Annotated in this window: 35 protein-coding genes and 1 riboswitch; of the genes, 24 read left to right on the forward strand and 11 right to left on the reverse strand. The window is 64.6% G+C overall.

The genetic code is table 11. The features are described from left to right. Positions 1-10: 10 nt before the first annotated feature. Positions 11-1,330 (forward strand): ATP-binding protein, encoded by a 1,320-nt coding sequence (locus tag BLV07_RS02850; RefSeq protein WP_091879342.1) that lies wholly within the window; start codon positions 11-13, stop codon positions 1,328-1,330. Positions 1,331-1,336: 6 nt separating this feature from the next. On the opposite strand, the gene BLV07_RS02855 is transcribed toward BLV07_RS02850, so the two are convergent. Beyond that, positions 1,337-1,537 (reverse strand): hypothetical protein, encoded by a 201-nt coding sequence (locus BLV07_RS02855; protein WP_091879345.1) that lies wholly within the window; start codon positions 1,535-1,537, stop codon positions 1,337-1,339. A 229-nt stretch (positions 1,538-1,766) separates the two neighbouring features. On the opposite strand from BLV07_RS02855, the gene BLV07_RS02860 reads away from it, so the two are divergent. The 10 genes from BLV07_RS02860 to BLV07_RS02905 all read left to right on the forward strand — a co-directional run bounded on the left by BLV07_RS02860 (position 1,767) and on the right by BLV07_RS02905 (position 10,541). Next, positions 1,767-2,303, forward strand: coding sequence for a lytic transglycosylase domain-containing protein (locus tag BLV07_RS02860; protein WP_091879348.1), 537 nt, complete (start codon positions 1,767-1,769; stop codon positions 2,301-2,303). 77 nt (positions 2,304-2,380) lie between these two features. Beyond that, a riboswitch (TPP riboswitch) is annotated at positions 2,381-2,509 on the forward strand. Next, positions 2,497-3,507 (forward strand): FAD-dependent oxidoreductase, encoded by a 1,011-nt coding sequence (locus tag BLV07_RS02865; protein ID WP_091879352.1) that lies wholly within the window; start codon positions 2,497-2,499, stop codon positions 3,505-3,507. (Overlaps the previous riboswitch by 13 nt.) Beyond that, positions 3,498-3,695, forward strand: a complete 198-nt coding sequence (gene thiS / locus BLV07_RS02870) for a sulfur carrier protein ThiS (RefSeq protein ID WP_091879355.1) — start codon at positions 3,498-3,500, stop codon at positions 3,693-3,695. The genes BLV07_RS02865 and thiS overlap by 10 nt, the downstream gene beginning before the upstream one ends. Before the next feature lie 169 nt (positions 3,696-3,864). Next, positions 3,865-4,647, forward strand: a complete 783-nt coding sequence (locus BLV07_RS02875; protein ID WP_091879358.1) for a thiazole synthase — start codon at positions 3,865-3,867, stop codon at positions 4,645-4,647. Further along, on the forward strand, positions 4,634-5,242 hold the full coding sequence (locus BLV07_RS02880; RefSeq protein ID WP_091879361.1) for a thiamine phosphate synthase: 609 nt from the start codon (positions 4,634-4,636) through the stop codon (positions 5,240-5,242). The genes BLV07_RS02875 and BLV07_RS02880 overlap by 14 nt, the downstream gene beginning before the upstream one ends. A 183-nt stretch (positions 5,243-5,425) precedes the next feature. After that, positions 5,426-7,324, forward strand: a complete 1,899-nt coding sequence (gene thiC, locus BLV07_RS02885) for a phosphomethylpyrimidine synthase ThiC (RefSeq protein ID WP_091879364.1) — start codon at positions 5,426-5,428, stop codon at positions 7,322-7,324. Between the two features lie 69 nt (positions 7,325-7,393). Continuing rightward, on the forward strand, positions 7,394-7,954 hold the full coding sequence (locus BLV07_RS02890) for a hypothetical protein (protein ID WP_143035337.1): 561 nt from the start codon (positions 7,394-7,396) through the stop codon (positions 7,952-7,954). A 40-nt stretch (positions 7,955-7,994) separates the two neighbouring features. Continuing rightward, positions 7,995-8,507 (forward strand): mismatch-specific DNA-glycosylase, encoded by a 513-nt coding sequence (locus BLV07_RS02895; RefSeq protein ID WP_091879369.1) that lies wholly within the window; start codon positions 7,995-7,997, stop codon positions 8,505-8,507. Positions 8,508-8,947: 440 nt separating this feature from the next. Next, positions 8,948-9,595, forward strand: coding sequence for a glutathione S-transferase family protein (locus BLV07_RS02900; RefSeq protein ID WP_091879372.1), 648 nt, complete (start codon positions 8,948-8,950; stop codon positions 9,593-9,595). A gap of 250 nt (positions 9,596-9,845) precedes the next feature. Further along, positions 9,846-10,541, forward strand: coding sequence for a glutathione S-transferase family protein (locus BLV07_RS02905; protein WP_176945307.1), 696 nt, complete (start codon positions 9,846-9,848; stop codon positions 10,539-10,541). Positions 10,542-10,624: 83 nt separating this feature from the next. Here BLV07_RS02905 and BLV07_RS02910 read toward each other — a convergent pair whose 3' ends face one another. Next, the gene (locus BLV07_RS02910) at positions 10,625-11,059 is read right to left on the reverse strand and encodes a hypothetical protein (RefSeq protein WP_091879378.1); all 435 of its coding nucleotides are present in this window, start codon (positions 11,057-11,059) and stop codon (positions 10,625-10,627) included. Between the two features lie 459 nt (positions 11,060-11,518). On the opposite strand from BLV07_RS02910, the gene BLV07_RS02920 reads away from it, so the two are divergent. From BLV07_RS02920 to BLV07_RS02930, 3 genes are all read left to right on the forward strand, one after another. Beyond that, the gene (locus BLV07_RS02920; protein ID WP_091879384.1) at positions 11,519-11,902 is read left to right on the forward strand and encodes a RidA family protein; all 384 of its coding nucleotides are present in this window, start codon (positions 11,519-11,521) and stop codon (positions 11,900-11,902) included. Between the two features lie 157 nt (positions 11,903-12,059). Then, complete coding sequence (locus tag BLV07_RS02925) at positions 12,060-12,320, forward strand: hypothetical protein (protein WP_091879387.1); 261 nt, start codon at positions 12,060-12,062, stop codon at positions 12,318-12,320. A 241-nt stretch (positions 12,321-12,561) separates the two neighbouring features. Continuing rightward, positions 12,562-12,813 carry a hypothetical protein gene (locus BLV07_RS02930; RefSeq protein WP_091879390.1) on the forward strand — a complete coding sequence of 84 codons (252 nt, stop codon included), beginning with the start codon at positions 12,562-12,564 and terminating at the stop codon, positions 12,811-12,813. 190 nt (positions 12,814-13,003) lie between these two features. Here the strand turns inward: BLV07_RS02930 and BLV07_RS02935 are convergent, their stop codons facing one another. Continuing rightward, entirely contained in the window at positions 13,004-13,489 is a 486-nt protein-coding gene (locus BLV07_RS02935) for a molecular chaperone DnaJ (RefSeq protein ID WP_091879393.1), read from the reverse strand. A gap of 111 nt (positions 13,490-13,600) precedes the next feature. Here BLV07_RS02935 and BLV07_RS02940 point away from each other — a divergent pair, with 111 nt between their 5' ends. The 3 genes from BLV07_RS02940 to BLV07_RS02950 all read left to right on the forward strand — a co-directional run bounded on the left by BLV07_RS02940 (position 13,601) and on the right by BLV07_RS02950 (position 15,617). Next, positions 13,601-14,368, forward strand: coding sequence for an SDR family NAD(P)-dependent oxidoreductase (locus BLV07_RS02940; RefSeq protein WP_091879395.1), 768 nt, complete (start codon positions 13,601-13,603; stop codon positions 14,366-14,368). A 370-nt stretch (positions 14,369-14,738) separates the two neighbouring features. Next, positions 14,739-14,987, forward strand: a complete 249-nt coding sequence (locus BLV07_RS02945) for a helix-turn-helix domain-containing protein (RefSeq protein ID WP_091879398.1) — start codon at positions 14,739-14,741, stop codon at positions 14,985-14,987. A 108-nt stretch (positions 14,988-15,095) separates the two neighbouring features. Further along, a complete protein-coding gene (locus tag BLV07_RS02950) occupies positions 15,096-15,617 on the forward strand; it encodes a collagen-like domain-containing protein (protein ID WP_091879401.1) in 522 nt (173 codons plus the stop codon). A 9-nt stretch (positions 15,618-15,626) separates the two neighbouring features. Here BLV07_RS02950 and BLV07_RS02955 read toward each other — a convergent pair whose 3' ends face one another. Both BLV07_RS02955 and BLV07_RS02960 read right to left on the reverse strand, forming a co-directional pair. Continuing rightward, positions 15,627-15,839 (reverse strand): hypothetical protein, encoded by a 213-nt coding sequence (locus tag BLV07_RS02955; protein WP_091880329.1) that lies wholly within the window; start codon positions 15,837-15,839, stop codon positions 15,627-15,629. A gap of 97 nt (positions 15,840-15,936) precedes the next feature. Further along, complete coding sequence (locus tag BLV07_RS02960; RefSeq protein ID WP_091879404.1) at positions 15,937-16,203, reverse strand: DUF2277 domain-containing protein; 267 nt, start codon at positions 16,201-16,203, stop codon at positions 15,937-15,939. A gap of 122 nt (positions 16,204-16,325) precedes the next feature. Here BLV07_RS02960 and BLV07_RS02965 point away from each other — a divergent pair, with 122 nt between their 5' ends. From BLV07_RS02965 to BLV07_RS02975, 3 genes are all read left to right on the forward strand, one after another. Then, positions 16,326-17,387 (forward strand): alpha/beta fold hydrolase, encoded by a 1,062-nt coding sequence (locus BLV07_RS02965; RefSeq protein ID WP_091879407.1) that lies wholly within the window; start codon positions 16,326-16,328, stop codon positions 17,385-17,387. A 166-nt stretch (positions 17,388-17,553) separates the two neighbouring features. Further along, positions 17,554-17,898, forward strand: coding sequence for a hypothetical protein (locus BLV07_RS02970; RefSeq protein WP_091879410.1), 345 nt, complete (start codon positions 17,554-17,556; stop codon positions 17,896-17,898). Between the two features lie 72 nt (positions 17,899-17,970). Beyond that, on the forward strand, positions 17,971-18,573 hold the full coding sequence (locus tag BLV07_RS02975; RefSeq protein WP_091879413.1) for an MSMEG_1061 family FMN-dependent PPOX-type flavoprotein: 603 nt from the start codon (positions 17,971-17,973) through the stop codon (positions 18,571-18,573). A gap of 180 nt (positions 18,574-18,753) precedes the next feature. On the opposite strand, the gene bfr is transcribed toward BLV07_RS02975, so the two are convergent. The 3 genes from bfr to BLV07_RS02990 form a co-directional block, all read right to left on the reverse strand. Then, positions 18,754-19,242, reverse strand: a complete 489-nt coding sequence (bfr, locus tag BLV07_RS02980; protein ID WP_091879416.1) for a bacterioferritin — start codon at positions 19,240-19,242, stop codon at positions 18,754-18,756. A gap of 133 nt (positions 19,243-19,375) precedes the next feature. Further along, on the reverse strand, positions 19,376-19,648 hold the full coding sequence (locus BLV07_RS02985; RefSeq protein WP_091879419.1) for a (2Fe-2S)-binding protein: 273 nt from the start codon (positions 19,646-19,648) through the stop codon (positions 19,376-19,378). A 161-nt stretch (positions 19,649-19,809) separates the two neighbouring features. Next, positions 19,810-20,118, reverse strand: a complete 309-nt coding sequence (locus BLV07_RS02990; protein WP_091880331.1) for a hypothetical protein — start codon at positions 20,116-20,118, stop codon at positions 19,810-19,812. A 131-nt stretch (positions 20,119-20,249) separates the two neighbouring features. Between BLV07_RS02990 and BLV07_RS02995 the strand changes: the two genes are divergently transcribed. Further along, positions 20,250-20,573 carry a hypothetical protein gene (locus BLV07_RS02995; protein ID WP_091879422.1) on the forward strand — a complete coding sequence of 108 codons (324 nt, stop codon included), beginning with the start codon at positions 20,250-20,252 and terminating at the stop codon, positions 20,571-20,573. 212 nt (positions 20,574-20,785) lie between these two features. After that, positions 20,786-21,067 (forward strand): hypothetical protein, encoded by a 282-nt coding sequence (locus tag BLV07_RS03000; RefSeq protein ID WP_091879425.1) that lies wholly within the window; start codon positions 20,786-20,788, stop codon positions 21,065-21,067. Positions 21,068-21,156: 89 nt separating this feature from the next. Here the strand turns inward: BLV07_RS03000 and BLV07_RS03005 are convergent, their stop codons facing one another. Both BLV07_RS03005 and ettA read right to left on the reverse strand, forming a co-directional pair. Beyond that, positions 21,157-22,383 (reverse strand): lytic murein transglycosylase, encoded by a 1,227-nt coding sequence (locus BLV07_RS03005; protein WP_091879428.1) that lies wholly within the window; start codon positions 22,381-22,383, stop codon positions 21,157-21,159. Between the two features lie 7 nt (positions 22,384-22,390). Next, positions 22,391-24,040 carry an energy-dependent translational throttle protein EttA gene (ettA, locus tag BLV07_RS03010; protein WP_091879432.1) on the reverse strand — a complete coding sequence of 550 codons (1,650 nt, stop codon included), beginning with the start codon at positions 24,038-24,040 and terminating at the stop codon, positions 22,391-22,393. Positions 24,041-24,273: 233 nt separating this feature from the next. Here ettA and BLV07_RS03015 point away from each other — a divergent pair, with 233 nt between their 5' ends. Next, entirely contained in the window at positions 24,274-24,489 is a 216-nt protein-coding gene (locus BLV07_RS03015; RefSeq protein ID WP_091879435.1) for a hypothetical protein, read from the forward strand. A gap of 131 nt (positions 24,490-24,620) precedes the next feature. Then, on the forward strand, positions 24,621-25,583 hold the full coding sequence (locus BLV07_RS03020) for a D-2-hydroxyacid dehydrogenase family protein (RefSeq protein ID WP_091879438.1): 963 nt from the start codon (positions 24,621-24,623) through the stop codon (positions 25,581-25,583). Between the two features lie 88 nt (positions 25,584-25,671). Here the strand turns inward: BLV07_RS03020 and BLV07_RS03025 are convergent, their stop codons facing one another. Continuing rightward, positions 25,672-26,871 carry a L,D-transpeptidase family protein gene (locus tag BLV07_RS03025; RefSeq protein ID WP_176945308.1) on the reverse strand — a complete coding sequence of 400 codons (1,200 nt, stop codon included), beginning with the start codon at positions 26,869-26,871 and terminating at the stop codon, positions 25,672-25,674. Positions 26,872-27,000 lie beyond the last annotated feature (129 nt).

A 27,000-nucleotide genomic window follows, 5' to 3' on the forward strand; every position in this document is an offset into this window, starting at 1 on the left:
CGCGCCGACGATGAAGCCGTTCGGATTCTTCCACCTCAAGGGGATCGGCGGGCAGATCGCCGCGCTGGTGCTGGCTTCGACCGTCGCGCTGCATCTCGTCGTCACCACCGCCTTCCTGATCAGCCGGCCGGACCGCCCGGACACGCCGCCGGACGGCGCCCATCAATTGACCGATGCTGCGCTGCTGCTCGGCGCGGCCGATGCCAGCGAGCGACCGCGCCTCGTCGCCGACCTCGCGCGCGCCTTCCCCAGGCTCGGCATCGAGATGCTCGCCCCCGGGTCGGTGATCGAGTCAGGCGACGGCGCCCACCTGTTCGGGATGCGCCGTCATCTCGGGCGCGGCTACAAGGTGATGCAGCTCGCCGCCGAGGGTCGCGCACACCGCGTCGCCGTCGAATTGCCCGACGGCGCCGTGATCGCCGGCCGCGTCGACGGCGGCCCGCGGCCGTGGTTCTGGGGCGCACCATGGCTGGTGACGCTGATGACCGCCTTCATCTGTATCACCGTGCTCGGCCTGTGGGCGGCGCGTGCGCTGGCCGCGCCGCTGTCGTCCTTCGCCAAGGCCGCGGAGAATTTCAGCCTGGACGGCACCGCCGAGCCGCTGCCCGAGCGCGGCCCGGAGGAGATCCGTTCGGTCGCGCGCGCGCTCAACCGCATGCACGAGCGGATCGCGCGGCTGATGTCGGATCGCACGCGGATGCTGGCCGCGATCAGCCACGATCTGCGCACACCGATCACGCGCCTGAGGCTGCGCGCCGAGTTCATCGAGGACGAAGGCAACCGCAAGCGCATGCTGATCGACCTCGACCAGATGCGCTCGATGCTGGAATCCGTGCTGTCGCTGCTGCGCAACGACCGCAAGATCGAGGCGGTGACGCTGGTCGACATCGCCAGCACCCTGCAGCTCGTCGCCGACCAGTTCGGCGACATGGGCCATGTCGTGCATTATGACGGGCCGGCGTCCGCGACCGCCGCCGCACGGCCCGACGATCTGCATCGCGGCGTCACCAACCTCGTCGAGAACGCGGTGCGCTTCGGCGCCGAGGTGACGATCCGCCTCGACGTCTCGGGCACGACACTCGTCATCGACGTCGAGGACGATGGCCCCGGCATCTCGGATGCGCGCAAGCAGGAGATGCTGGAGCCGTTCGTGCGCGGCGACGATGCCCGCACCATGGACGAGTCCACCGGCTTCGGGCTCGGCCTGTCGATCGCGCGCGCGATCGCACTCGCCCATGGCGGCGAGTTGTCGCTGCACGACCGCGAGCCGCATGGCTTGATCGTGCGGATGCAATTGCCGATCTGGCAGGAGCCGCGGCTGGCGGCGTAGCGCGCCTCAAGCCGCGAGCGGCGGGTGCACCACGGCCTCGCGCTCGAAGATCGCCACCGCCTCGAAGCGGTAGCCGCAGGCGTGGCAACTCCAGAGATAGGAAACGCGGCCTTCGCCCGGCTCGATCCAGTCCGGGAACGGGATTGGCGTGCCGCACTGTGCACAGGGGTTCTGTGTGGGAATGTCGTCGATGTCTGCCGGGGTCATGGACGTCCTCCCGCATGCTGCTTTGACGAGCGATTTTTGGGCGGAGACACGAATGGACAGACCAGCTGTCGCGTAAGGCACGCCGCCAGCTCCAAACTTAACCTAGGTTTGAGTCGTAAAAGCGACGGCCCAACGAAAATCGCCGGAGGCGGCGTTTCGCCACATCATCGCCGTGTTCCCACGGCCTAACCCGCTCGGGTGCAGGTCCGTTCTGCCAAGGAATATTTCGATGAAAATTTTACGCGTTGCCGCGCTGCTCGCGGCCGGATTGACATTGCCGCAGGCCGCATTCGCCGGCGAAGCCGAATATGCCGAGATGGTCGCGGCCCATGCCCGCGCCAACGGCGTGCCGGAGGCGCTGGTGCACCGCGTGATCATGCGCGAGAGCCGCTATCAGCCGGGCCTCGTCGGCCGTGGCGGCACCATCGGGCTGATGCAGATCAAGCTCGCGACCGCCCGCGGGGTCGGCTACACCGGCGATGCCGCAGGTCTGCGCGATCCCAACACCAATCTCACTTATGCGGTCAAATATCTCGCCGGCGCCTATCGCGCCGCCAACGGCGATCACGCCCGAGCCGTGCGTTATTTCGCGGGCGGCTATTACTACGTCGCAAAGCGGCAGCGCCAGGAGGCCGTGCAGGTCGCCAATATGGGCGAGACCTGGCTCGAGCCGAACGGCAACCCGCAGCCGATGTTCGGCACCGCCCCGCACAGGAAGCTGGCCCAGCGCGTCCGCAACGCGCGGGCGCAGGTTCCCACACGCTAATCCGCCGTCATGGCCGGGCTTGACCCGGGCATGACGAACGCTCCGCGTTGACACCAGCGCCCACTGGCATACATTAGAGCCGTTCCGAGGGGTGCTCCGAGGAGGAGCTGAGATACCGCTAAATGGGCAATACCGCCCAGGACCGCGGTGACCCTTTGAACCTGATCCGGGTCATGCCGGCGAAGGGACAGGGATGTACCAGACCACCAAGCGGCCGGATTCACCGGTATCCATCATCGGCGCAGGCATCGCAGGGGCTTGGCAGGCCTTGCTGTTCGCGCAGGCCGGCCATGCCGTGACGTTACACGAGCGTGGTGACGCCGCCATGACCGACGCCACCAGCCATTGGGCCGGCGGCATGCTCGCGCCCTATTGCGAGGCGGAGGTCGCCGAACCCATCATCAGCCGCCTCGGCCTGCGCTCCCTCGACATCTGGCGCCGCGAATTGCCGGAAACGCCGTTCAACGGCTCGCTCGTCGTCGCCCATCCCCGCGAGCGCAACGATTTCGAGCGCTTTGCCCGGATGACCGAGGGCCACGAGCGGCTCGATGCCGCCGGCCTCGCCGCGCTGGAGCCGTCGCTGGAGGGCCGCTTCCGCGAGGCCCTGTTCTTCCCGAGCGAGGGCCATGTCGAGCCGCGCCGCGTGCTGCCCAAGCTGCACGAGCGCATCCGCGCCGCCGGCGGCTCCATCAAATTCTCCAGCGACGTTTCAGCCAAAGACCTCGACGGCATCGTGATCGACTGCCGCGGCCTTTCCGCGCGCGACGAGCAGCCTGACTTACGCGGCGTCAAGGGCGAGATGATCCTGATCGAGACAGGCGAGGTGCAGCTTGCGCGTCCGGTGCGGCTGATCCATCCGCGCTGGCCGCTCTACGTGATCCCGCGCGAGGACAAACTGTTCATGCTGGGCGCGACCTCGATCGAGGCCGAGGACACCGGCGTCAGCGTGCGCTCGGCGCTGGAGCTGTTAGGGGCCGCCTACGCGGTGCATCCGGCCTTCGGCGAAGCCCGCATCGTCGAATTCGGCTCCGGCCTGCGTCCCGCCTTTCCCGATAATTTGCCGCGCATCGGCATTCGCGACGGCAAGATCAGCGTCAACGGGCTCTACCGTCACGGCTTCCTGCTCGCGCCGGCGCTCGCCGAGCTGACACTTGCCTACGTCCAGCGCGGCCAGATCGACAACGAGGTGATGCAGTGCGGGTGATCGTCAACGGCGAGCAGCGCGAGGTGGCTTCAGTCAGCGTCGACGCGCTGCTCACCGAGCTCGACTACGAGGGCACCCATTTCGCCATCGCGCTCAATTACGACGTCGTGCCGAAAAGCCGCTGGGCGGAGACGCAGCTGAGGGCCGGCGACGAGATCGAGATCATCACGCCGCGGCAGGGAGGGTGAGGGAGATGAAGGCACGCTCTCTCCACGAGTCGTCCCGGCGAAGGCCGGGACCCATAACCACAGGCTTGCGTTGTGGCGAATGGTCTCTGCCGTTGTGCCTCAAGCAAGATCACGCGGTATGGGTCCCGGCCTTCGCCGGGACGACATTTGTTTTTGAGGAAACACCGACATGGTGACCTTCTACGGCAAGACCTTCTCTTCCCGCCTGCTGATCGGCAGCGCGCTCTATCCCTCGCCGGCGATCATGCAGGCCGCGATCCGCGCCTCCGGCTCCAACATCGTCACGGTGTCGCTGCGGCGCGAGGCCGCCGGCGGCAAGACCGGGGACGCGTTCTGGAAGCTGATCCGCGAGCTCGACGTCACCGTGCTGCCGAACACCGCCGGCTGCCGCAGCGTGCGCGAGGCAGTGACGACCGCAAAACTCGCGCGCGAATTGTTCGGCACGAGCTGGATCAAGCTGGAAGTCATCGCCGACAACGACACGCTGCAGCCCGACGTCGTCGGCCTGGTCGAGGCCGCCAGCATCCTGATCAAGGACGGCTTTGAGGTCTTCCCCTATTGCACCGAGGATCTCTCGGTTGCGAACCGCCTGGTCGATGCCGGCTGCAAGGTGGTGATGCCATGGGCAGCCCCGATCGGCAGCGCCAAGGGGATCATCAATCGCGATGCGCTCAAGCTGCTGCGCGAGCGACTGCCCGACATCACGCTGGTGGTCGACGCCGGCTTAGGGGCGCCGAGCCACGCCGCGCACGCGCTCGAGCTCGGCTACGACGCCGTGCTGCTCAACACCGCCATCGCCAAAGCCGCCGACCCCGTCGCGATGGCCAACGCCTTCCGTCTCGGCGTCGAGGCCGGCCGCACCGCTTACGAAGCCGGGCTGATGAACGCCCGCGACTTCGCCTCCCCCTCCACTCCTGTCGTTGGGACCCCGTTCTGGCATGCCGTATCCTGATCGTTTCTATCCCGTCGTCGACAGCCTTAAATGGGTCGAGCGCCTGACGAAACTCGGCGTCGGCACCATTCAGCTGCGCGCTAAAGAGCTGAACGACGCCGATGCGCTGCAGATCGTCACGGACGCGCTGGCGATCACCAAGGACACGCAGACCAGGCTCGTCGTGAACGACTATTGGCGCGCGGCGGTCGTTGCCGGCGCAAAATATCTGCATCTCGGCCAGGAGGATCTCGCCGACGCCGACCTCAAGGCGATCCGCGAGGCCGGGCTGTCGCTCGGCATCTCCACCCATGACGACGACGAGCTTGCGACGGCGCTCAAAGCCAAGCCCGACTACGTCGCGCTCGGCCCGATCTTCTTCACCACGCTCAAATCGATGCGCTTCGAGCCGCAGGGCATTCCAAAAATCACGGAATGGAAGCAGCGCATCGGCAACATTCCGCTGGTCGCGATCGGCGGCATCAAGTTCGAGCACGCCGCGGAGATCTTTGCCGCAGGCGCGGATTCGATCGCCGTCGTGTCCGACGTCACCCAGAACGCCAATCCCGATGCCCGCGTGCGGCAGTGGCTCGGCCTAACGGTGGAGGCTGCGTGATGCATGTCCCGCTCTCTCCACCCCACACTCCACTGTCATCGCCCGGCTTGACCGGGCGATCCAGTACGCCGCGCCTTCTCGGCTCCAGCCGCACCGCCGCGGAGTACTGGATCCCCGCTTTCGCGGGGATGACAGCTGTAATCGACGCTCGCGCAGCGAAACTAACGAACTAAGGAGGCCCCCATGAACATCCGCTCCAACCCCGACAAGACAATCCCCGCCGTCACCACCGGCCCGCTTCCCTCCTCGCGAAAGATCTTCGCGGCTCCCGACGCCGCGCCCGACCTGCGCGTGCCGCTGCGCGAGATCATCCTCTCGGAAGGTGCCGGCGAGCCGAACCTGCCGGTCTATGACACTTCGGGCCCCTACACCGACCCGTCCATCACCATCGACGTCAACGCCGGCCTTGCCCGCAATCGCAAGCAATGGGTGCTGGAGCGCGGTGGCGTCGAGGAATATGAGGGCCGGCAGATCAAGCCGGAGGACAATGGCAGCGTCTCCACCGACAAGGCTGCGCGCGCCTTCTCGGCCTATCACAAACCCTTACGCGGCCTCGACGGCCACAAGGTGACGCAGCTCGAATTCGCCCGCGCCGGCATCATCACCAAAGAGATGATCTACGTCGCCGCCCGCGAAAATCTCGGCCGGAAAGCACAGCTCGAACGCGCCGAAGCCGCACTCGCCGACGGCGAAAGCTTTGGTGCCTCCGTGCCCGCCTTCATCACGCCGGAGTTCGTGCGCGACGAGATCGCGCGCGGCCGCGCCATCATCCCCTCCAACATCAACCACTCCGAGCTCGAGCCGATGATCATCGGCCGCAACTTCCTGACCAAGATCAACGCCAATATCGGCAACTCGGCAGTGACCTCGTCGGTCGAGGAAGAGGTCGAGAAGATGGTGTGGGCGATCCGCTGGGGCGCCGACACTGTGATGGACCTTTCCACGGGGCGCAACATCCACACCACCCGCGAATGGATCTTGCGCAACTCGCCGGTGCCGATCGGCACCGTGCCGATCTACCAGGCGCTGGAGAAGTGCAACGGCGATCCGGTGCAGCTGACCTGGGAGCTCTACAAGGACACCTTGATCGAGCAGTGCGAGCAGGGCGTCGACTATTTCACCATCCACGCCGGCGTGCGCCTGCAATACATCCACCTCACCGCCAACCGCGTCACCGGCATCGTCTCGCGCGGCGGCTCGATCATGGCGAAGTGGTGCCTGGCGCATCACAAGGAAAGCTTCCTCTATACGCATTTCGACGAGATCTGCGACCTCATGCGCAAGTATGACGTCTCGTTCTCGCTCGGCGACGGCCTGCGTCCGGGCTCGATCGCGGACGCCAACGACCGCGCGCAATTCGCCGAACTCGAGACGCTGGGCGAGCTCACGAAGATCGCGTGGGACAAGGGCTGCCAGGTCATGATCGAAGGCCCCGGCCACATCCCGATGCACAAGATCAAGATCAACATGGACAAGCAGCTGAAGGAATGCGGCGAAGCGCCGTTCTACACGCTTGGACCGCTGACCACCGACATCGCACCGGGCTATGACCACATCACCTCAGGCATCGGTGCCGCCATGATCGGCTGGTTCGGCTGCGCGATGCTCTGCTACGTCACGCCGAAGGAGCATCTCGGCCTGCCCGACCGCAACGACGTCAAGGTGGGCGTCATCACCTACAAGATCGCGGCGCACGCCTCCGATCTCGCCAAGGGCCACCCGGCGGCGCAACTGCGCGACGACGCGCTCTCCCGCGCCCGCTTCGACTTCCGCTGGACCGACCAGTTCAACCTCGGCCTCGATCCGGATACCGCCAAGAACTTCCACGACGAGACCCTGCCGAAGGAAGCTCACAAGGTCGCCCATTTCTGCTCGATGTGCGGGCCAAAATTCTGCTCGATGAAGATCACGCAGGATGTGCGGGATTATGCCGCGACGCTGAACGATCCGAACTCGGTGGGGATGTCGATGGCCGGCACGGTCGAGGACGGCATGGCGAAGATGAGCGAGAAGTTCAAGGAGATGGGCAGCAATGTGTATCTCGATGCGGAGAAAGTGAAGGAGAGCAATCGGGTGTTGTGAGGCGTCTGATGCTGGCTTTGGGGACGACAACCGTCGTCCCCAAAGCTGGAAAAGCGATGTGAACCGGCCATGCGGTTTGAAATATTGCCAGGACTGCCCTCGTACGGCCCGCCGGCGATCTCTTTGACCGAGCGCGGTGAGCACGAGTTTCGTGAAGGTTTGGTTGTCCGGTTTTATCCAAAGAATTCCGATCCATGGGTCGGCAACTTCCTTGGAGGCATGGCGGACTACTCCACCGTGCTCGACCATCCCAACGGAACGGACGTGGTCGTCGTCGCTTGGGGCAACACCTGCATTATCGATCCGGAATATCATGTCATTCGAGATCGCGTCGCACCTGATACCTGGCGCGCAATTCCTGTACCTTCTCTTGGACTAGTCGTTTTCCAAGGCGTGGTCGATTTCAGCGTGGTGCGGTCTGACAACTCGCGATGGACTAGCCCGCGGATTTCATGGGATAGCTTCCGCAAAATCAATGTTCATGAATCCAAACTTACTGGGGAAGCTTGGACGCCCATCGGAGATGCTTGGGTGCCCTTCACCCTCGATCTTCTGACCGGCTCCTGCACCGACGGAATCTATGAAATGGATATGGCTCGGGCATCGCATGTGACGCGCATAGTGGACTAGCGTGCCCCGCGGCTTAACTAACTTTCTTGGGACGTTGGAATTGTCCGCTTACGCCTCGGACCGCCTCCCGGACCAGCTCCGTCCCAACCTCCGTCTCGTCTTCGTCGGCACCGCCGCCTCGACGCGTTCGGCGGAGCTCGGGCACTACTATGCCCATCCCGGCAACCGCTTCTGGCGCGCGATCCATGAGGCCGGGATCACGCCGCGGCGCTATCAGCCGGGCGAGTTCGCAGCGCTGATCGAGCTCGGGATCGGCTTCACCGATCTCTCCAAGTCGGGCGCCGGGATGGATCACCAGATCGCGGCAGAGACGATCGACGTGCCGGGGTTCAGGGCCAAGATCGAAAAGTATCGGCCGCAGACGATTGCGTTCACGAGCAAAAAGGCGGCGAGTTTGTTTTACGGCAGGCCGTCGCGCGGGATTGCACTAGGACGGCAGAAGCGGGATGAATGTCCGGCCGAGGTGTTCGTGCTGCCGTCGCCGTCGGGCGCGGCGTCGGGGCATTGGACGCTGGAGCCGTGGAGGGAGTTGGCGGCTTGGATCAAGTCGTAGGGTGGGCAAAGGCGCTCTTGCGCCGTGCCCACCATCTCTCCACGCAATCCGGTAGAGCGGTGGGCACGGCGCGCGAGGAACGCGCCTTTGCCCACCCTACGAGACCGCTTGCGAGGCGGGCAGCTCACCCCGCACGCCCACTCGTCGTCCTGGCGAAAGCCAGGACCCATTACCCCAGGGAAAAGTTTGGCGAAGACTCGCGGTCCGGTACTGCGATCGTGCGCACCCGATAGATTCCGCGGTATGGGTCCTGGCTTTCGCCAGGACGACACCGGTGGATTGGCTGGCAACTCGTAGCCCGGATGAGCGAAGCGATATCCGGGGACGGCGGTTGACCCGCATGTCGCTTCGCTCATGCGGGCTACAGGTTCTATGAACTACCCTGTCGGAATCCGCCCCACCCGTTCGTCCTCTGGATACATCACGCCCGGAGCCCCCCGATGCCCACCATCACCGCCTTCGAAAACTCGCCCGACCGCGGCCGCGGGCAGGCCCGCGACATGCGGGTCCGTTGGGCGCTGGAGGAAGTCGGCCAGCCCTACGACGTCCGTCTCGTCTCGTTCGAGCAGATGAAGCAGTCGGAGCACCGTGCGCTGCATCCGTTCGGGCAGATCCCGACCTTCGAGGACGGCGATCTCGCCCTGTTCGAGTCCGGCGCGATCGTGCTCCATATCGCCGAGCGTCATGCCGGACTGCTGCCAGTCGATGTAAATGCGAGGAGCCGTGCGATCGCGTGGATGTTTGCTGCACTCAGCACGCTGGAGCCGCCGATCGTCGAGCTCGCGATGGCGATGCTGTTCGAGCGCGACAGGAGCTGGTACGCGGAGCGCCTGCCCATGCTTCAAGATCGCGTCCGTATCAGGCTCGGCGAACTGTCCCGCCACCTCGGCGATGCCGACTGGCTCGATGGCGCCTTCAGCGTCGGCGATCTCCTGATGGTGACGGTGCTGCGCAGGTTGAACACATCGGGCCTCCTGGACGAATATCCTGAGATCGCCGCCTATGTCGCCCGCGGCGAAGCGCGGCCGGCTTTCAGGCGGGCGTTCGAGGCGCAGCTGGCGGTGTTCAACGCCGCATCGCGTTCGTAGGGGCAAGGTTCGGAATGGTGCCGCACACTCAGTCGTCGTCCCGGCGCAGGCCGGGACCCATACTCCCAGGGAGAGGTTTGGCGAAGACTCGTCGTTCGGTACTACGCCCGCCCACAACACATAGATCACGCGGTATGGGTCCCGGCCTGCGCCGGGACGACACCGTGGATGTGACGACTTCCGCGGGCCATTGCGTCCATCTCGGCGCCCTTGCATTCTAGGCTCCGCCAACCCAGAGGAGCCGCCGCCCATGCTGAACCTCTATTCCTACCCAGAGCTGTTCGGCGTCGCCGACAACAACGGCTACGGCCTCAAGGTCTATGCCTTCTTCAAGCTCGCGGGCGTGCCGTTCGTGCACGAGCACGTCTTCGATGCCTCCGCCGCGCCGCGCGGGCAGCTGCCCTACATCATCGACGACGGCGAGACCATCGGCGACAGCGAGACCATCATCGCGCATGCGATCGCAAAATATCTCCTCACCATCGATGCCTTGCTGTCACCGGAACAGCGGCGCACCAATCATCTCGTCACGCGCATGCTGGACGATCTCTACTGGGTGATGTCCTATTCGCGCTGGAAGGACGAGCGCTATTATCCCGCATTCCGCGATGCCTTCATCGCGCAGCATCCGCAGATCGACGCGGCCGGGTTCGAGAAGGCCAAGGCCTACAACGCGCAGCGCTATCATTACCAGGGCATCGGCCGCTACACGCCCGAGCAGGCTTACGCGCGGGGGCTTGCCGATCTCAAGGTGCTGGCCGAGATCGTGCCGGCTGCCGGCTACGTGCATGGCGCGGCGCCAACGAGCATCGATGCCGGCATCTACGGCTTCATCGCCAACATCCACTATTTTCCGATCCCGACGCCGCTGAAGGCCTTCGTCGAAGCGCACGCAAACCTGGTCGCGCATTGCGAGCGGATTCATGCGGCGGTGACGGCAGCGTAGCCCGGATGAGCGAAGCGACATCCGGGGCCGAGAGCCGACCCGCATGTCGCTGTCGCTCATGCGGGCTACAGATTGAGGCGCCCCTACCGCATCGTGATCGCAAGCCCGCTGAGATCCGCATTCGCCATCAACCCGACCTGCCGGCCGGTCAATTCCAGCACCGCGCCCTTCTGGTTGGTCAGCACGATGGCGCGGGCGCCGGCGCCGACGGCAAGGCCGGCACCGGCGGCGCCGTAGACGCCGGCAACATCCGAGGGACGGTTGATGTTGGAGACGCGGCCGCGCAGCACGGTTTTCGAGCCGCCGAACACGAGGCCGTAGTCGAGCCCGCCGGTGGAGAGCCCATAGGTGCGGCCGCGGAAGTTGAGCACGCCGCTCCCGCCCGAGCCGCCGATGATCCAGCCTGCCTTGTAGATCGTCAGCGTCACGAAACCGCTATCGGCCCGTGCCGCCGTCGAGAGGCCAGCCAGGGCGGCGATGGCAACCAGCGCGGCGCGGAAGGTGGATGCGAGCTTCATGGGGATCTCCGGGGGCTATTTTTCAAGGCAGGATTCGAATCAGATGCGACAAATCTATCCGATCGATCGCGGCGGCAACATGATTGCGCGGTGCATGAGGTGTGAGGAATGAGGCGTGAGGCGTGAAATGCGGCAACGCATTCAACTGTCATCGCCCGCGCAGGCGGGCGATCCAGTACTCCGAGACAGTTGTGATCGAATCGACGGGCCGCGGCGTACTGGATGCCCCGGTCAAGCCGGGGCATGACAGAGGAGTTTCGTCCACAAAAGCAATCTCGCCATCATGCAATTCTGCCCGTGTTTTGCCCGACGAGTCAACTTTTATTTCGGGCTTACCGAAAGCGCTGATGAGCTTGGCCTTTTCTACTGTGCATGGGGTTGTTTTCGCATTTTTTGTTTTGAGCGGCCCCGGCCTGCCGCTACGCTCATGCGTCTATCGACCATCCCCGAGGTGATCCCATGCCGATCCAGCATTTCGCGCCCCCGCCGCATGTCAAGGCACCGCCGCTGTCTTTTGCCACCCGCGTTGGCGATCTCCTGTTCGTCTCCGGCATTCCCGGCTTCGACGCCAATGGTGCGCTGCCCGATGGGTTCGAGGCGCAGTTCGCCAACGTCGTCGTCAACATCAAGCGGGTGCTGGTCGATGCGGGCGCGAGCATGCACGACCTCGTCAAGGTCAACGTGCTCCTGACCCGCGCCTCGGACGTGGCCGCCATGAACGCGCTCTATGCCGGCGCCTTCGGCCCGCCGCCGTACCCCGCGCGCACGACTTGCGTGGTGCAGGCGCTGCCAGATCCGAAGATGCTGATCGAGATCGAGGCGGTGGCGTCGCTTTCGAAGTGAGCAACGCTTAAGCACGTGTGACTTGTCGGGCACGCGGCCAAACCAAATGCGCGGCAGCAACTGACATGTCCGTGAACGGCCGCTCCCCGGCTTGCAAAGGCCCTGCTTTTCCCGCACGAATTTTCGGATCCCACTTCCCCCCACAAGGAGATACTTCATGCGTCGCGCACTTGCGCTCTGTGCCGTTGCCGGCATCGCTTCGTCCGTGTTCGCCGTGCCCGCCTCGGCGAAGGTCGGCTATTACGTGATCCGCTGGGACAACACCGGCATCTGTCAGGTCTGGAACGAGGACCTGCAGTACAAGCCGTTCCAGTGGGGGGTGTCGACCTACAAGGTCGTCAGCAAGCCGCTCCCGACTTTCCAGGAAGCGTCGGACCTCCAGATCAAGATGCGGTCGGACCGCCGTTGCACGCTCTGAACTGACGCAACGGATCGGATTTGAAGGGCGGGTCGCGCGAGCGATCCGTCCTTTGTCTTTTTGCAGCGGCCTTGGCTTTTTCCAGCCAAAATCGCGCATTTTCCCGCGCGCCCGCTTTGAACCTGACCGGCCGGCGGAACTACTCACATCTTGTCCGGGGCGCAGGCCCAAAAGCGTCCCGCACCGGCCCTCCCATCATTGTCGGGAGGCGCATCCCATCTTTCATTTTGAGGAGCTGATCATGCGTCGTATTTCCGTGCTCTGCGCTGCCGTCGGTCTTGCCGTCACTGCGTTCGTCGCTGCGAGCCCTGCCGAAGCCAGCTATCACCTGATCCGCTGGCAGGACACCGGCTTCTGCCAGATCTGGGACGAGAGCATCCCGACCACGCCGTGGCCGTCCGACTATTCCCGCGTCAGCGCGACCGTGCCGACCTTCGGCGATGCGCTGATGTTGAAGGATCAGGCGCTCATGAACGGCCACTGCACCTGGTAACAATTCGATCGGCGGACGAAGAACCGGGCAAGGACCTCGCGTCCTTGTCCGCGCTTTTTTTTCGAGCTGCGTGAGCAGAAATCGTAGGGTGGGCAAAGCGGAAGCGTGCCCACCAATTTCATCCGTGAAGAAAATGGTGGGCACGGCTCTTTGCGCCTTTGCCCACCCTACGAGATATCGCCAGGCGCTCTCACGCGTCCTTGTGCGCGCCGGGATGGATCAGGATGTCGCGCGCGGCGGCGAGGTCGATGAAGGCTTGCGCGCTGCCGCCATGGTCGGGATGCATGCCCTTGGCGGCGCGGCGATAGGCTTGATTGATATCCTCGCAAGTGAGCTGCACGGCGAGCGGCAGGCCGAGCACCTTGCGGGCGCGATCCTCGCTCGACAGCTTCTTCGGCATGGCATTGCGGCGACCGAAGCGCGGTGCGGTCAGATCATGAATGACCTCGAGCACCACGCTGATGCGGCGCTGGGCTGCCAGCGTGACGCTGTGATCGTCATTGTCGACGGCCTGGCGCAACACCGGAAGCGCCTGCTCCGCCGCCTGGCGCAGTGTGACGTCGCTGCTCATCCGCGCGATCTCGGCCACGAGCCGGCCGGCCTCGGCCCAGTCGGCGGACTGCGCCGACCGCAGGCGTTCGAGTGCGAGTTTCCAGGATTCAAGCCGTTCCATCATGCGCGCAACGTTTAGCAATGAAGATCAGTATGCCAAGGCCGCCGTTTCCGACCCCTTAATTTCGAGTTAGCTTTTCGTGAAACTTCGAAACGAAAACGGGAGGAAACTGTCATGGCATTGCTCGCAAACCACATCGCCGTCGTCACCGGCGCCGGTTCCGGCATCGGCCGGGCGATCGCGGCCGGCTATGCGCGGGAAGGCGCGCAAGTGGTGCTGCTCGACGTCAATGCCGACACGATCGCGGAGGCCGCCCAGGAGATCCGCAAGGCGGGCGGCAAGGCCGAGAGCTTTGCGCTGGACGTGACCAAGCGTGACGATTGCTTCGCGCTGGCAAAGCAAGTCGCGGACAAGGTCGGGCAGGTCTCGATCCTCGTCAACAATGCCGGCATCACCCGCCGCAACGCCTTCACCGCCGAGACGGAGACGGTGGCGAAGGACTGGAACGACATCATCTCGCTCAATCTCAACGGCGTCTTCAACATGACGCAGGCGTTCCTCGCGCCCCTGCGCGCGAGCAAGGGCCGCATCGTCAATATCGGCTCGATCCAGTCCTTCGTGCATCTGCGCACGCCGAGCTCGGCGGCCTATACAACCTCGAAGCACGGCGTGCTCGGCTTCACCAAGGCGCTCGCGGTCGAGCTCGGCAAGGAAGGCGTGCGCGTCAACGCGATCGGGCCCGGCTTCATCGAGACCAACATCAACGCCAATGTGCGCGCAACCAATCCGGCGCTGGTGCAGGCCTTCGTCGATCACACTCCGCTGGCGCGCACCGGCAAGCCCGAGGACATCGTGGGACCCGCGATCTTCCTGGCCTCGGATCTGTCGGCCTATGTCACGGGAACGATCGTGATGGTGGACGGCGGATACCGGACGGTGTGAGCGGGCGCGGAAGCTCTTACCACTGGCTCAGTGTCATCGTCCGCGCAGGCGGACGATCCAGTATCCCAGAGGCCGTTGTGGGATACGGAAGGACCGCGGCCTACTGGCTGCCCCGCCTCCGCGGGGCATGACAGCGGAGGATGTGGCAGCGCGGGGCATGACAGCCGCGTCGCGCAAGATGGGCCCGCATCACCATGCATCCCGCGCCAATCGCGGCGGCTTCGCGGCATTCCTGAGGTCAATTGGTGCGATCGCCCGCGGTTAACTTTTCATTAACCAAACCAGACCACCGTGGATCTACGGCTTGGGGGTCGTTTGTTCTCGATCCGCTTCCAACGGTGGAAGCGGGCGTTGATCGGGGAGTGTATTGATGACCACTGTTCATGTCGCTGCGTCCGAACCGGGCGCGCAATTCCTTGCACCGAACCAGATCGTTCCGTTGCTGATCGGCGCCACCGTCGACGAGGTCGAGCGCGAGCTCGTGCTTCAGACGCTGGCGCGCTGCGACGGCAACCGCACGCGCGCCTCGCGCGTGCTCGGCCTGTCGGTGCGCACGCTGCGCAACAAGATCCGGCTCTATGCCGCCTCCGGAATCGAAGTGCCCGCCTATCAGGATTAGCGCGCGGTGCCGATCGATGTTGCCCGATCCCGTGCGATACGCGGGCGGAATTGCTGCTGTCGTCAAACGCCGCTAAGTAGCTTGCTTCCGTGAAAGGGGAGCAGTGGCGTGGCAGACGATCAGGGACGACGGCAGGGACTTCAGGGACCGCGCGGGCGGCAGGGCGAGCCGGGACGGCCGGGACCGCAGGGTCATCCGGGCCGGCGCGGCCCCGACGGCGCGCGCGGCAAGCCGGGTCCGCAAGGCAAGCCGGGGCCGATCGGAAAGGCCGGACCGCCAGGCAAGGCCGGTCCGCAAGGCAAGCAGGGCGAAGCCGGTCCGCGCGGACCGGCGGGCGCGCAGGGGCCTGTCGGACCGCAGGGGCCCGCAGGGCCGCAAGGCCCGCGCGGCGAGGCCGGGCCACCCGGTCAATTGCCGTCGATCGAACAGGTGCTGCCGTGGCTCGAGCAGCTGTTCGACGCCTGGGACGAACGGCGCCGCCAGCGCGAGCGTGAAGCCGCCGAGCGCGAGGCGCTGGAGGCCGCCGTGCAGGAGACTGACGGGCCGATCGCCGATGATGGGAGCGACGAAGGCGAAGGCGACACTCGCGGAAAGAAGAAGAAAAAGAAGAAGCGCGGCAACAAGGGCTAGCAGACGAGCCTATTCCTCGTTTTCGCGTCGCGGGAGCATGCCCATGCGCTCGAACTGCCAACGCATGGCCCGATACCAGAGATAGCCGACCGCGGCGCCGCACAGGGCGAGGATGATCGTGTTCACGCTCGAGAAGGAGCCGCTCCACCACATCATCCAGGCGGTCCACAGCACCGTGAGGGTGACGGCACCTGCTTTCAAGGGAAGAAGGGGGCGGCTCATGATCATGCTCCGGGTTGTCGAAACCCCGGCGGACATCATCGCGCAGTAAGTAGCGCTCTTCCGTGAGCCAAATCACGGAATGGGCTCTCTGGGATCGCTAACCAAACCTCAGCCGCGAGCGCTCCTTGGCCTTTTCCGCCTCGACCTCGCGGTCGCGCGCCGGCGCATGGGTGTGCAGCGAGCTCAACAGCCGCCGCGCGGCCTCCGATACCTCCGCCACTGCGCGCTCGAACACCTCTTCATTGGCCTGTGACGGCTTGTTGAAGCCGGACAGCTTTCGCACGAACTGGAGCGCGCTGGCGTGGATCTCGTCCTCCGTCGCCGGTGGTTCGAAGTTGAACAGCGTCTTGATGTTACGGCACATGCAGTCTCTCCGGATATGTCCAAGGACGATCGGCGGCGACGAAATCCTACATCCTTCCCCGCACTTCTGTTAAGTTCCGCGGCAACGCGGCCGCCGAATACGAGCCGCTCGGGGAGAGGATCATGAGAGCTTCTTGCGCGGCCTTGTCGGCCGTTCTTCTATCCATTTCGACATCGGTCCTGGCAGCCGACTATCCGACGCCGAAGCAGGGCGACTGGATCGCCAAGGATTTCAAGTTCCACACCGGCGAGACCATGCCGGAACTGCGGCTGCACTACACCACCGTCGGCGAGCCGAGCGGCCAAGCTGTGCTGGTGCTGCACGGAACAGGCGGCTCGGGAGCAAGCATGCTGTCGCCCGCTTTTGCCGGCGAGCTGTTCGGCGCTGGGCAACCACTCGACGCCTCCAAATACTACATCATCATTCCCGACAGTATCGGCCACGGCAAATCGTCAAAACCGTCCGACGGGATGAAGACGAGCTTCCCGAAATACGACTACGACGACATGGTCGAAGCGCAATATCGCCTGGTGACCGAAGGCCTCGGCGTCAAGCATCTGCGGCTCGTCATCGGCAATTCGATGGGCGGCATGCACACTTGGTTGTGGGGCGAGAAATATCCGAGCGCGATGGACGCGCTGATCCCGATGGCCTCGCAGCCGACCGAGATGGCCTCGCGCAACTGGATGCTGCGGCGGATTATGCTCGACACCATCCGCAACGATCCCGACTACAATGGCGGCAATTACACCAGCCAGCCGCGCATGATGAAATACGCCATCACGGCCTATGGCATCGCCAGCATCGGCGGCACGCTGGCCTATCAATCGCAGGCGCCGACGGCAGCCAAGGCCGACAAGATCGTCGACGATCGGCTCGCGACACCGATCACGGCGGATGCCAACGACTTCGTCTATCAGTGGGAGTCTTCGCACGACTACAATGCCGGCGAGAAGCTGGAGCAAATCGAAGCGTCGCTGTTGCTGATCAATTCCGCCGATGACGAGCGCAATCCGCCCGAGACCGGCATCACGGACGCTGCGATGAAGCGAGTCAAGAACGCCCGCCTCTTCCTGATCCCCGCAAGCGCCGAGACGCGCGGCCACGGAACCACCGGCAATGCGAAATTCTACAGCGAGCAGATTCGGCAATTGCTGAAGATAGCGCCGCAGCGGACCATGTAGGAGCGCCACGCGCGCCATCTCGCAACGCATCATATGCAGCGCTCGACGCCGCATATTATTTGAGCATGCATTGAGCTGACGGCTCGGGCTTAATCGCGCCAACGAAACGAATCGATGCGCGGGACAATCGCGCGCCTTTGGTACGGCACGCGATGAGGAGGATCGCATGCGCATGCTCGCACTGTGCGTTGGGCTGGCTGCACTGACGAGCGCCGCGTTCGCGTTCGACAATGGGCAATATGACCACGTCCCGCCCGACATCCGCGGCTGGTTCAAGAGTGTGATCGCGCCGAACGGCGTGCCCTGCTGCGACATTTCCGACGGCCATCGCACCGAATACGACGTACGTGGCGGGGCCTATTGGGTGCCGATCGAAGGACAATGGATGGAGGTGCCCGAGCGCGCCATCATCCGCGACCGCGGCAATCCGGTCGGTCAGGCCGTGGTGTGGTACGTCCACCACCGCGGCGCCATAATCATCAGCTGCTTCGTGCCGGCCGATGCGGTCTAGCGCGATGGATTTCGTTGGCTGGAGGCGCCTGATCGGTTAGCTTGAGGCCAAGCCGAAAGCGGAGGCACGCCGTTGACCGATCTTAGCGCCGAAGACCTCGCCACCATCTATGCCAAACCGTCGCCGCGCGTCATTGCGAAAGCGCGTCCGGCGATCGATGCCCATGCGAAGAAATTCATCGAGATGTCGCCGTTCTGCGTGCTCGCGACATCGGGAGCGGACGGCAGCGTCGACGCATCGCCGCGCGGCGGCGGCATCGGCTTCGTCCACGTCGCCGGTCCCAACCAGCTGTTGATGCCCGACCGCTCCGGCAACAACCGGATCGACAGTTTTCGCAACGTCGTCGAAGGCTCTGGCTTCGTGCATCTGCTGTTCTTCGTGCCAGGGATCGACGAGACACTGCGCGTCGGCGGACGCGGCACGCTGTCGGCCGATCCGGATCTGCTCGCCGCGATGGTGGAATTCGGCAAGCCGCCGCGCGCGGTGCTGAACGTCGCCGTCAGCGAGGTCTATTTCCATTGCGGCAAGGCGCTGATGCGCTCGAAGCTATGGTCGTCGGAGAAGGTGCTGCGCTCGGTGATGCCGAGCATCATCGAGGTTATTCACGACCAGACGGGCTTGGGTGAACCGCAGAGTCAGGAGAGCGTGGAAGAACTCTACAAGACGCAGTTGTAGCCGGTGCGACAACCCACAGTGTCGCCCCGGACAAGCGCAGCGCAGATCCGGGATCCATAGCCACAGGGAGTGGTTTGGCGAAGACTCGGAGTTACCAGTTGCGCGCTACGACCACTTCCTGTGCTGATGGGTCCCGGCGTTCGCCGGGACGACACGGGAGTATGCGGCCAGTGCCGGAGCTCAGTGCCCCTCGCCTTCGAGACCGCCGACGTGCTTCTGGGTGTAGAGCTCGAGGCCGATACGGCCGATCAGGTCGAGCTGGGTTTCGAGGAAGTCGATATGGTGCTCCTCGTCGCTCATCAGCTTCTCGAACAGGTCACGCGTGACGTAGTCCTTGGCGCCATGGCAGTAGGTCGCCGCTTCCTGGTAGAGCGCCCGCGCGCTCATCTCGGCGGCGAGGTCGCATTCGATGATCTCTTTGACGTTCTGGCCGATGCGCAGGGGATCGAGCACCTGCATGTTCGGGAAGCCATCGAGGAACAGGATGCGCGCGGTGAGCTTGTCGGCGTGCTCCATCTCCTCAATGGACTCCTTGCGCCAGACCTTGGCCATGTCCAGGAGGCCCCAATTGTCGAGGAAACGGTAGTGCAGCCAGTACTGGTTGATCGCAGTCAGCTCGTGACGCAGCGCCTTGTTGAGATAGTCGATGACTTTTGGGTCGGCCTGCATGGTTCACTCCAGCTCTTGCAATCCAAATCGGCCCCAAACCGAGTTTAGAATGCTTCTAAATGAATTTGCGGACGACGGCAACCGGCTGGGGGGACGCAGCCGGGGGAAAGCTCAGCCAGCGTTGAGGAAGTTTTCAGCAGGCCGCGAGCGCGAACTGGGCCGGTTCGGCCGGTTCGTCGTTGGCGGCCACGGCGTGGCTGTGCGGACAGCCGGCACAGCAGGATTGGGCGCAGGGGCCAAGCGCTTCGTCGATGATGGTCTTGATGGTCCGGGCACAGCGGCCGCATTCGGCGCTACAACCGAGGCATCCATAAACCTGCTTGGCATGGCGCACGGCGTCGTCGGACTCGGCGACGGCGGCGCGGATGTCGTCATCGCTCAGTACGTTACAGGAACAAACGATCATGGAAGCGGCAGGCCCTTCGGTGATGCACCATCATCGATATTTAAGGGGCCGGCCGGATGCAAAAGGAAAAACTGGTATTTGAAGCTATTCCAAACTGGCCCGCAAACATCCTAGAACGGCTCTAAAATAGGGTGTTGCGTTCGATCAAGATTGCGGCGGACCTAGTCGCCACCACCGCCTCCCCCGCCATCACCGCCGCCACCGCAATCCCCGCCGCTGCTGCCGCTATCGCTGCTGGAACAGCTGCCGCCATCAGTCGAGCTCCCCGAACTGTCACTGGAAAACCAGCTTCCCAGCGAGAAGCCATCGCTCGTCCCCGAATAGCTGTCACCGCCGCTACTCCCTCCATCGTTGCCGACCGCGGCGCGGGAGCGCCGACCGCGGTTCTGGAGGTGTGTGATCCAGCCGTAGCCGATCGCGAAAACGATCCCGGCAGCAATCAATGCATTGATCATCGCGTTGCCCATCATCGTGTCCTGTGTGGAGCTGCGGTCCATACCAGTCTGTCGTACCCGGCAAGGGTGCCGTTCATTGATCATTCAAGCGAAGTATGGAACTCTGCTGCCAAAGAGTTCCCGCGTGATTGTGTGAAAGGTCAACAATGAAGAAGTCGCTCCTGGCAATTGCTGCCATCGTCACTCTGGCCCTGACGGCCGGAACACCGGCCCATGCGCAGCGCGGCGTCGCTGCAGGCGTGGCGGCCGGGATCATCGGCGGCGCCATTGTCGGTGGCGCGCTGGCTTCCCCGTATTATTACGGACCCGGCCCCGGCTATTACGAACCGGGCTACTATCCGCCCCGCTACTACGCCCCCGGCCCGGGCTATGTTGCTGACGACTATTACGGCGGCGGCTGCGTCTGGCAGAAGCAGCGCTTCTGGGACGGCTACGCCTGGCGCGTCCGCCGCGTCAGAGTCTGCGGCTGAGCCGCCCCTGAACCGGTTCAGTACGGATGCGCCGTTCATCTCGGGGCCCGAAAAAGACCGCTTTTTCTCGTCACAGCTCCGTGTGCGTTTACCGTGGATTGACCATTTGCGCGCTTGCTAGCCCAACGGCCAATTCCATCAGAGTGTGCGTGAACCTTTGAAACCCGGGCACCTCTAACAAGGGGAGCCCATCTCCCAGGAGAGCCCTGAGCATGAAGAAGACTTTAGTTGCCGCCCTCACGGTTGCGACGGTCGCCGGTTCGCTGGTGACCGCCACTCCGCCCGCCAAAGCCGGTGACGGCGTCGGCGCCGGCATCGCAGCCGGCCTGATCGGCGGCGCGATCGTTGGCGGCGCCATCGCGTCGAGCCGCCCCGCTTATGGCGGCCCCGTTTACGTGGCCGAGCCCCCGCCGCCGGCGCCCTGCTACTGGCGTCGTGAGCGGTATTGGGACGGCTACGGCTGGGTCAGCCGGCCGGTTCGCGTCTGCTACTGATCTGATCGTTACGCGCGCATTCGCGCTGCGATCGAAGCCCGGCCGAGCATCTCGGCCGGGCTTTTTCTTTTGGCCGAAGTCGAGAACCGTTATCGCGCTGCCTGGATCGAGCGCAGCACCTCTTCACTTGGCCAGCAATCGACCTTGAGGCCCGCCGACTTCTGATAGGCGCCGAGCGCGGCGCGGGTCTGCATGCCCGCCTTACCGTCGATCTTGTCCTTGTAGAGTCCGGCGCGCGTGAGCCCGCGCTGCATGGTCTCGACGTCTTTCGTGCGCAACTGCTTCGAAGCCGACCAGGGCGTTGCGAATGGCAGCGGGCTCATCATGCGGTCGCTGAGATGGCCGACGAACAGCACGTAGAGATCGGAGAAATTGTATTCCTTGATGACGAAGTAGTTCTTCGTGCTCAGGAACGACGGACCGTAGATGCCCTCCGGCTGCAGCAGCGAGGCCGGCTGCGCCTGTTCGGCCGCGCTGAGCTTCTGCCCACGCACCGGCACAAAACCTTCGCGCAGCCATTGGCCGATTGGCTTCGTCACCTCGGGCACACCGGTGGTGCAATCGACCTTGGCCGGTGCCTGCACCTCGTAGGCCCAGCGCACACCGCTTTGCCAGCCCTTGTTGACGAGCTGCTGCGCAGCGGACGCCAGCGCATCCGGCACCGAATGCCAGATGTCGATGCGGCCGTCGCCGTCGAAGTCGACGCCGTGCTTGTAATATTCGGAAGGCAGGAATTGCGTGAGACCAGTCGCGCCGGCCCAGGACGAGCGCATGTCCTTGCGCGTGACCACACCCTCGCCGAGGATCTTGAGCGCGAGGATGAACTCGTTGCGGTACTGATCCTTGCGGCGTCCGACATAGGCCTGCGTTGCCAGCACGCGGACGAGATCGTAAGGCAGCGTGTAGCGGCCATAGTCTGTCTCGCGGCCCCAGATCGCGAGCATGACGGTCGCAGGAACGCCTGAGCTCTTCTCGATCTCGGTCAGCGCGGTGCGATATTTTTGCAGCAGTCGCTGCCCCTCACCTGCAAGCCGCGCGATCGAGGCTTCTTTGACGTAGTCGGCGGGCACCTGCACGAACTCGGCCTGCGACGGTGCGCCGGTCGCTGGCCGCCCCGGCAGGATCAGATCGGGCAGCTTGTAGTCAGGCTCGAGCCAGCGTATCTGCTCCTCGAACGTCGCGCGCGACACGCCTTCGGCCTGCGCCTCCGGCCAGAGCGAGACGATGAATTGCGTGAAGGCGGCGTCGGCGGCGCGGGCGGGCGACTGAGCACAGGTGATCGCAATCACCGCAGCGATGAGCGCCCGCCGCATCATGCCGAGATCACCGCGTCAGCTTCTTGTACTTCACGCGGTGCGGAATGATGCTGTCCTGGCCGAGCCGGCGCATCTTGTCCTTCTCGTAGTCCTGGAAGTTGCCCTCGAACCATTCGACGTGGCTGTCGCCTTCGAAGGCCAGAATGTGGGTCGCGATGCGGTCGAGGAACCAGCGATCGTGGCTGATGATGACGGCACAGCCGGCGAAATCCTCCAGCGCCTCTTCGAGCGCGCGCAGCGTGTCGACGTCGAGATCGTTGGTCGGCTCGTCGAGCAGCAGCACGTTGGCGCCGGACTTCAGCATCTTGGCGAGATGGACGCGGTTGCGTTCACCACCGGAGAGCGCACCGACCTTCTTCTGCTGGTCGGCGCCCTTGAAGTTGAACGAGGAGCAATAGCCGCGCGAATTGACTTCCTTCTTGCCGAGCAGGATCAGCTCGTTGCCGCCGGAGATCTCCTCCCAAACGGTCTTCTTGCCGTCGAGCGCGTCGCGCGATTGGTCGACATAGCCGAGATGCACGGTCTCGCCGACCGTGATCGTGCCCTTGTCCGGCGTTTCCTGCTCGGTGATCATCTTGAACAGCGTGGTCTTGCCGGCGCCGTTGGCACCGATCACACCGACGATGCCGCCGGGCGGCAGCTTGAAGGTGAGATCGTCGATCAGGAGGCGATCGCCATAGCCTTTGCTGAGGCCCTCGAAATCGACCACGTTGGCGCCGAGGCGCTCGGCGACCGGGATGATGATCTGCGCGGTCTGGGTCTGCTTCTCGCTCGCCTGCTTGAGCAGCTCCTCATAGCGCTGGTAGCGCGCCTTCGACTTGGCTTGGCGTGCCTTTGGCGAGGACGCCACCCATTCCTGCTCGCGGGCCAGCGTTTTCTGGTGCGCGGCTTCTTCGCGGCCTTCCTGCTCGAGGCGCTTCTGCTTCTGCACCAGCCAGGACGAATAGTTGCCCTCGTAGGGAATGCCGCGGCCGCGATCGAGCTCGAGGATCCAGCCCGTGACATTGTCGAGGAAGTAGCGGTCGTGGGTGACGATCAGGATCGCACCGGGATAGTTGCGCAAATGGCCTTCGAGCCAGGATACCGATTCTGCGTCGAGATGGTTGGTCGGCTCGTCCAGCAGCAAGAGCTCGGGCTGGTCGAGCAGCAAGCGGCACAGTGCGACGCGGCGGCGCTCACCGCCCGAGAGTTTCGTCACGTCGGCATCGTCGGGCGGGCAGCGCAGTGCGTCCATGGCCTGGTCGACCTTGCTGTCGAGATCCCAGAGGCCCTGCGCCTCGATCTCGTCCTGCAGCTTGGTCATCTCGTCGGCGGTCTCGTCCGAATAATTGACCGCAAGCTCGTTGTAGCGGTCGAGGATCGCCTTCTGCTTGGCGACGCCCTGCATGACGTTCTCGCGCACGGAAAGCTTGGGATCGAGATGCGGCTCCTGCTCGAGATAACCGACGCGGGCGCCTTCGGCGACCCAGGCTTCACCGGTGTATTCCTTGTCGAGGCCGGCCATGATCTTGAGCAGGGTCGACTTGCCCGAGCCGTTGACGCCGAGCACGCCGATCTTGGCGTCCGGATAGAAGCTCAGATGGATGTTATCGAGCACCTTCCGGGTCGGGTAGCTCTTGGTCAGGCCCTGCATGAAATAGATGAACTGGCGCGCCATCGGTCCCGTGAAACCTTCGATTTGAGGAAATTTGCTTGCCGCCGATGTAGCGATCCCGTCCCCAAAGGGCAATGTTTTCCGTCCGTTCACCACGGATGAATACGGTTCGGACACCATCCGGACGCAGATCCGGACAATTGAAACCATCTTTTAATAAATCAGGCCAAAGCTCGGTTTCGCGCGGAAACAGCGCCACCCGCTCAGAACGAACGGGAGCACAGCGAGGCCGCATCATGGCTCTGATCGAGACCAACTCTTTTCATGTTCCGGCAGAAGCCGGCCACGTCTCCGGATTCGTCTCCGATATCCAGAGCTTCTGGAAGCGCTTCTTCGCCACCGCCTTCAACCCGTACCGGCCGGAATTGCACTACATGCGCGGCCCCGGCCCGGCCTGGCGCGCCAAGCACGGCATGGATGCACCGTTCCGCCTGAAGCCCCGCGACCTCTGAGCGACGACCTCCTATCGGATTTTTGAAGACGCTAGCTGCTTGCGCGCGAGGCTGATTGCGCGCAACCATGGCCCGGTTCCGACGAGGGCGCCCCCGCTCGCGCCGTCACCTCTCGCCATGGATGAACGCTGATGACGCGCCTGCGCTGTGCAATTCTCGACGACTATTTCAACCTCGCCCTCGACGTCGCCGACTGGCCAAAGCTCTCCGACCGCATCGACGTCACCGTGTTCAGCCACCCATTTGCTTCCGAGCAGGCCGCGGCGAGCGCGCTGGCCGATTTCGAGATCATCTGCGCGATGCGCGAGCGCACGGCATTCCCCAAGGGCCTGTTCGACAAGCTGCCGAAGCTGAAGCTGCTCTTGACCTCCGGCATGCGCAACGCCTCCATCGACATGGACGCTGCGAAGGCGCGTGGCGTCGCCATCGGCGGCACGCAATATTCGCGCGATCCCACCGCCCCGCTCACCATGGGCCTGATCCTGGAGCTGACCCGCGGCATCGGCCGCGAGAATGCGCGCATGCATGCCGGCGAGCCCTGGCAGACCTTTGCCGGCGTCGAGATCGAAGGACTGACGCTCGGCATCGTTGGGCTCGGCAAGCTCGGCAGCAAGATGGCGGGGATTGCGAAGGCGTTCGGCATGAACGTGATCGCCTGGAGCCCAAACCTCACGCCGGAGAAGTGCAAGGAGGCCGGCGTCGGCTACGCCAGCAAGGAGGAACTGTTCGCCAAGGCCGATATCATCACCATCCACGTGGTGCTGAGCGAGCGCTCGCGCGGGCTGGTCGGCCGCGCCGATCTCGCGCGGATGAAGCCGACCGCCTTCCTCGTCAACACCGCGCGCGGGCCGATCGTGGACGAGCAGGCGCTGCTCGAGGCCTTGCAGCAGAGGAGGATCGCAGGTGCAGGCTTGGATGTGTTCTCGGTCGAGCCGCTGCCGGTCGACCATCCCTTCCGCAAGCTCGACAATCTCGTGCTGACGCCGCATCTCGGCTACGCGACCGCGGACGGCTTGCGCATCCATTACGGGCAGATGGTCGAGGCGATCGACGCCTTCACCAAGGGCGGCGAGCTGCCGCGGAAGCTGGCCTGAAACGACACTGGCCTGAAACGACGATGGCCTGAAACGACAATGGGCGTGCCAAGGCACGCCCATTGCAATTCGAATGCGCGCGAAGCGCTTAGCGCACGGTGACCGGCGCGGGCAGCGGCGGCACCACCGTCGGCTGCGTGCCCGGGACCGGGCCAGCCTGGGCGGCCATTGGCGCCGGACCAGCAGCGCTCGGCGTTGGCGCGGCGGAGGCGGTCGCCGTTCCCGGCTGCGGGCCGCCCGGCAGCACCACCACACGGGTGCCGACCTTGACGCGGTCGAACAGGTCGGAGACGTCCTCGTTCAGCATGCCGATACAGCCGGAGGAAACGAACTTGCCGATCGTCGAGGGCTGATTGGTGCCGTGGATGCGGTAGACGGTCGAGCCGAGATACATCGCGCGGGCGCCGAGCGGGTTGCCGGGGCCGCCGGCCATGAAGCGCGGCAGATAGGGCTGGCGCTCGATCATCTCGGTCGGCGGATGCCAATCCGGCCACTCGGCCTTGCGGGTGATCTTCTGTACGCCGGTCCAGGTGAAGCCGTCGCGGCCGACGCGGACGCCGTAGCGGATCGCACGGCCGTTGCCGAGCACGTAATAGAGGTAGGTGTTCGGCGTATCGACCACGAGCGTGCCGGCCGGCTCCTTGGTCTGGAACGCGACTTCCTGGCGGCGCAGGTTCTGAGGCAACTGCGCCGGCGCAGCATCGGGCTGCTCCTCGGGCGGCAACGACGCGACCGTCATCGGCCGGCCGTCGGCGCCGACGGGCGGCTGCCCAGCCTGGACCGTACCGGTCGCGGCGGGACCACCGACGGCCTCCGGCGGACGCAGGCCGTCATTGGCCGGTGCCTGGCCCTGACCCGGACGATCGGCATAGATCACCGGGGGCGGACCGGCGGGCCGGCCATAGCGGGGATCGTCGGGCGACATCACGGGGCCTTGCGGCGCCGCGGCCGAATAGGCCGGAGCGCCAGCCGGACGGCCATAACGCGGATCATCCGGCGACATCACCGGCCCCTGCGGCGGGGCCGCCGAATAGACCGGAGGCGCGCCGGCCGGGCGGCCGTAGCGCGGATCGTCCGCCGGGCCGGGCGCCGGCAGCGAGGTCTGCGGCATCGCGTCGTCGTCTTCGTCCAGCGCGTCGAAATTCGGCGTGCGATCGCCTGGGCGATATTCAGCCGGGGCGCCATAGCTCGGCGCCTGCTGGACCGGATAGCTCTGAGCCTGCGCGAGCGAGGTTCCCGCCGCAGCGACTGTCGCGGCAGCGCATATCGTCAGAAAATGTTTGATCATCATCGCTCTTGTATAGTCCCCAAGCCCGATCGGACCGTTAACGGCCAGATGACCGAAGATAGCGGCACATTCAAGACATATCAGGCGTATTTGCGCCGGATTTGCCGATTTGTGATCCGCAAGACTACC

It is taken from the genome of Bradyrhizobium sp. Rc2d, from assembly GCF_900099855.1.
GTDB lineage: Bacteria > Pseudomonadota > Alphaproteobacteria > Rhizobiales > Xanthobacteraceae > Bradyrhizobium.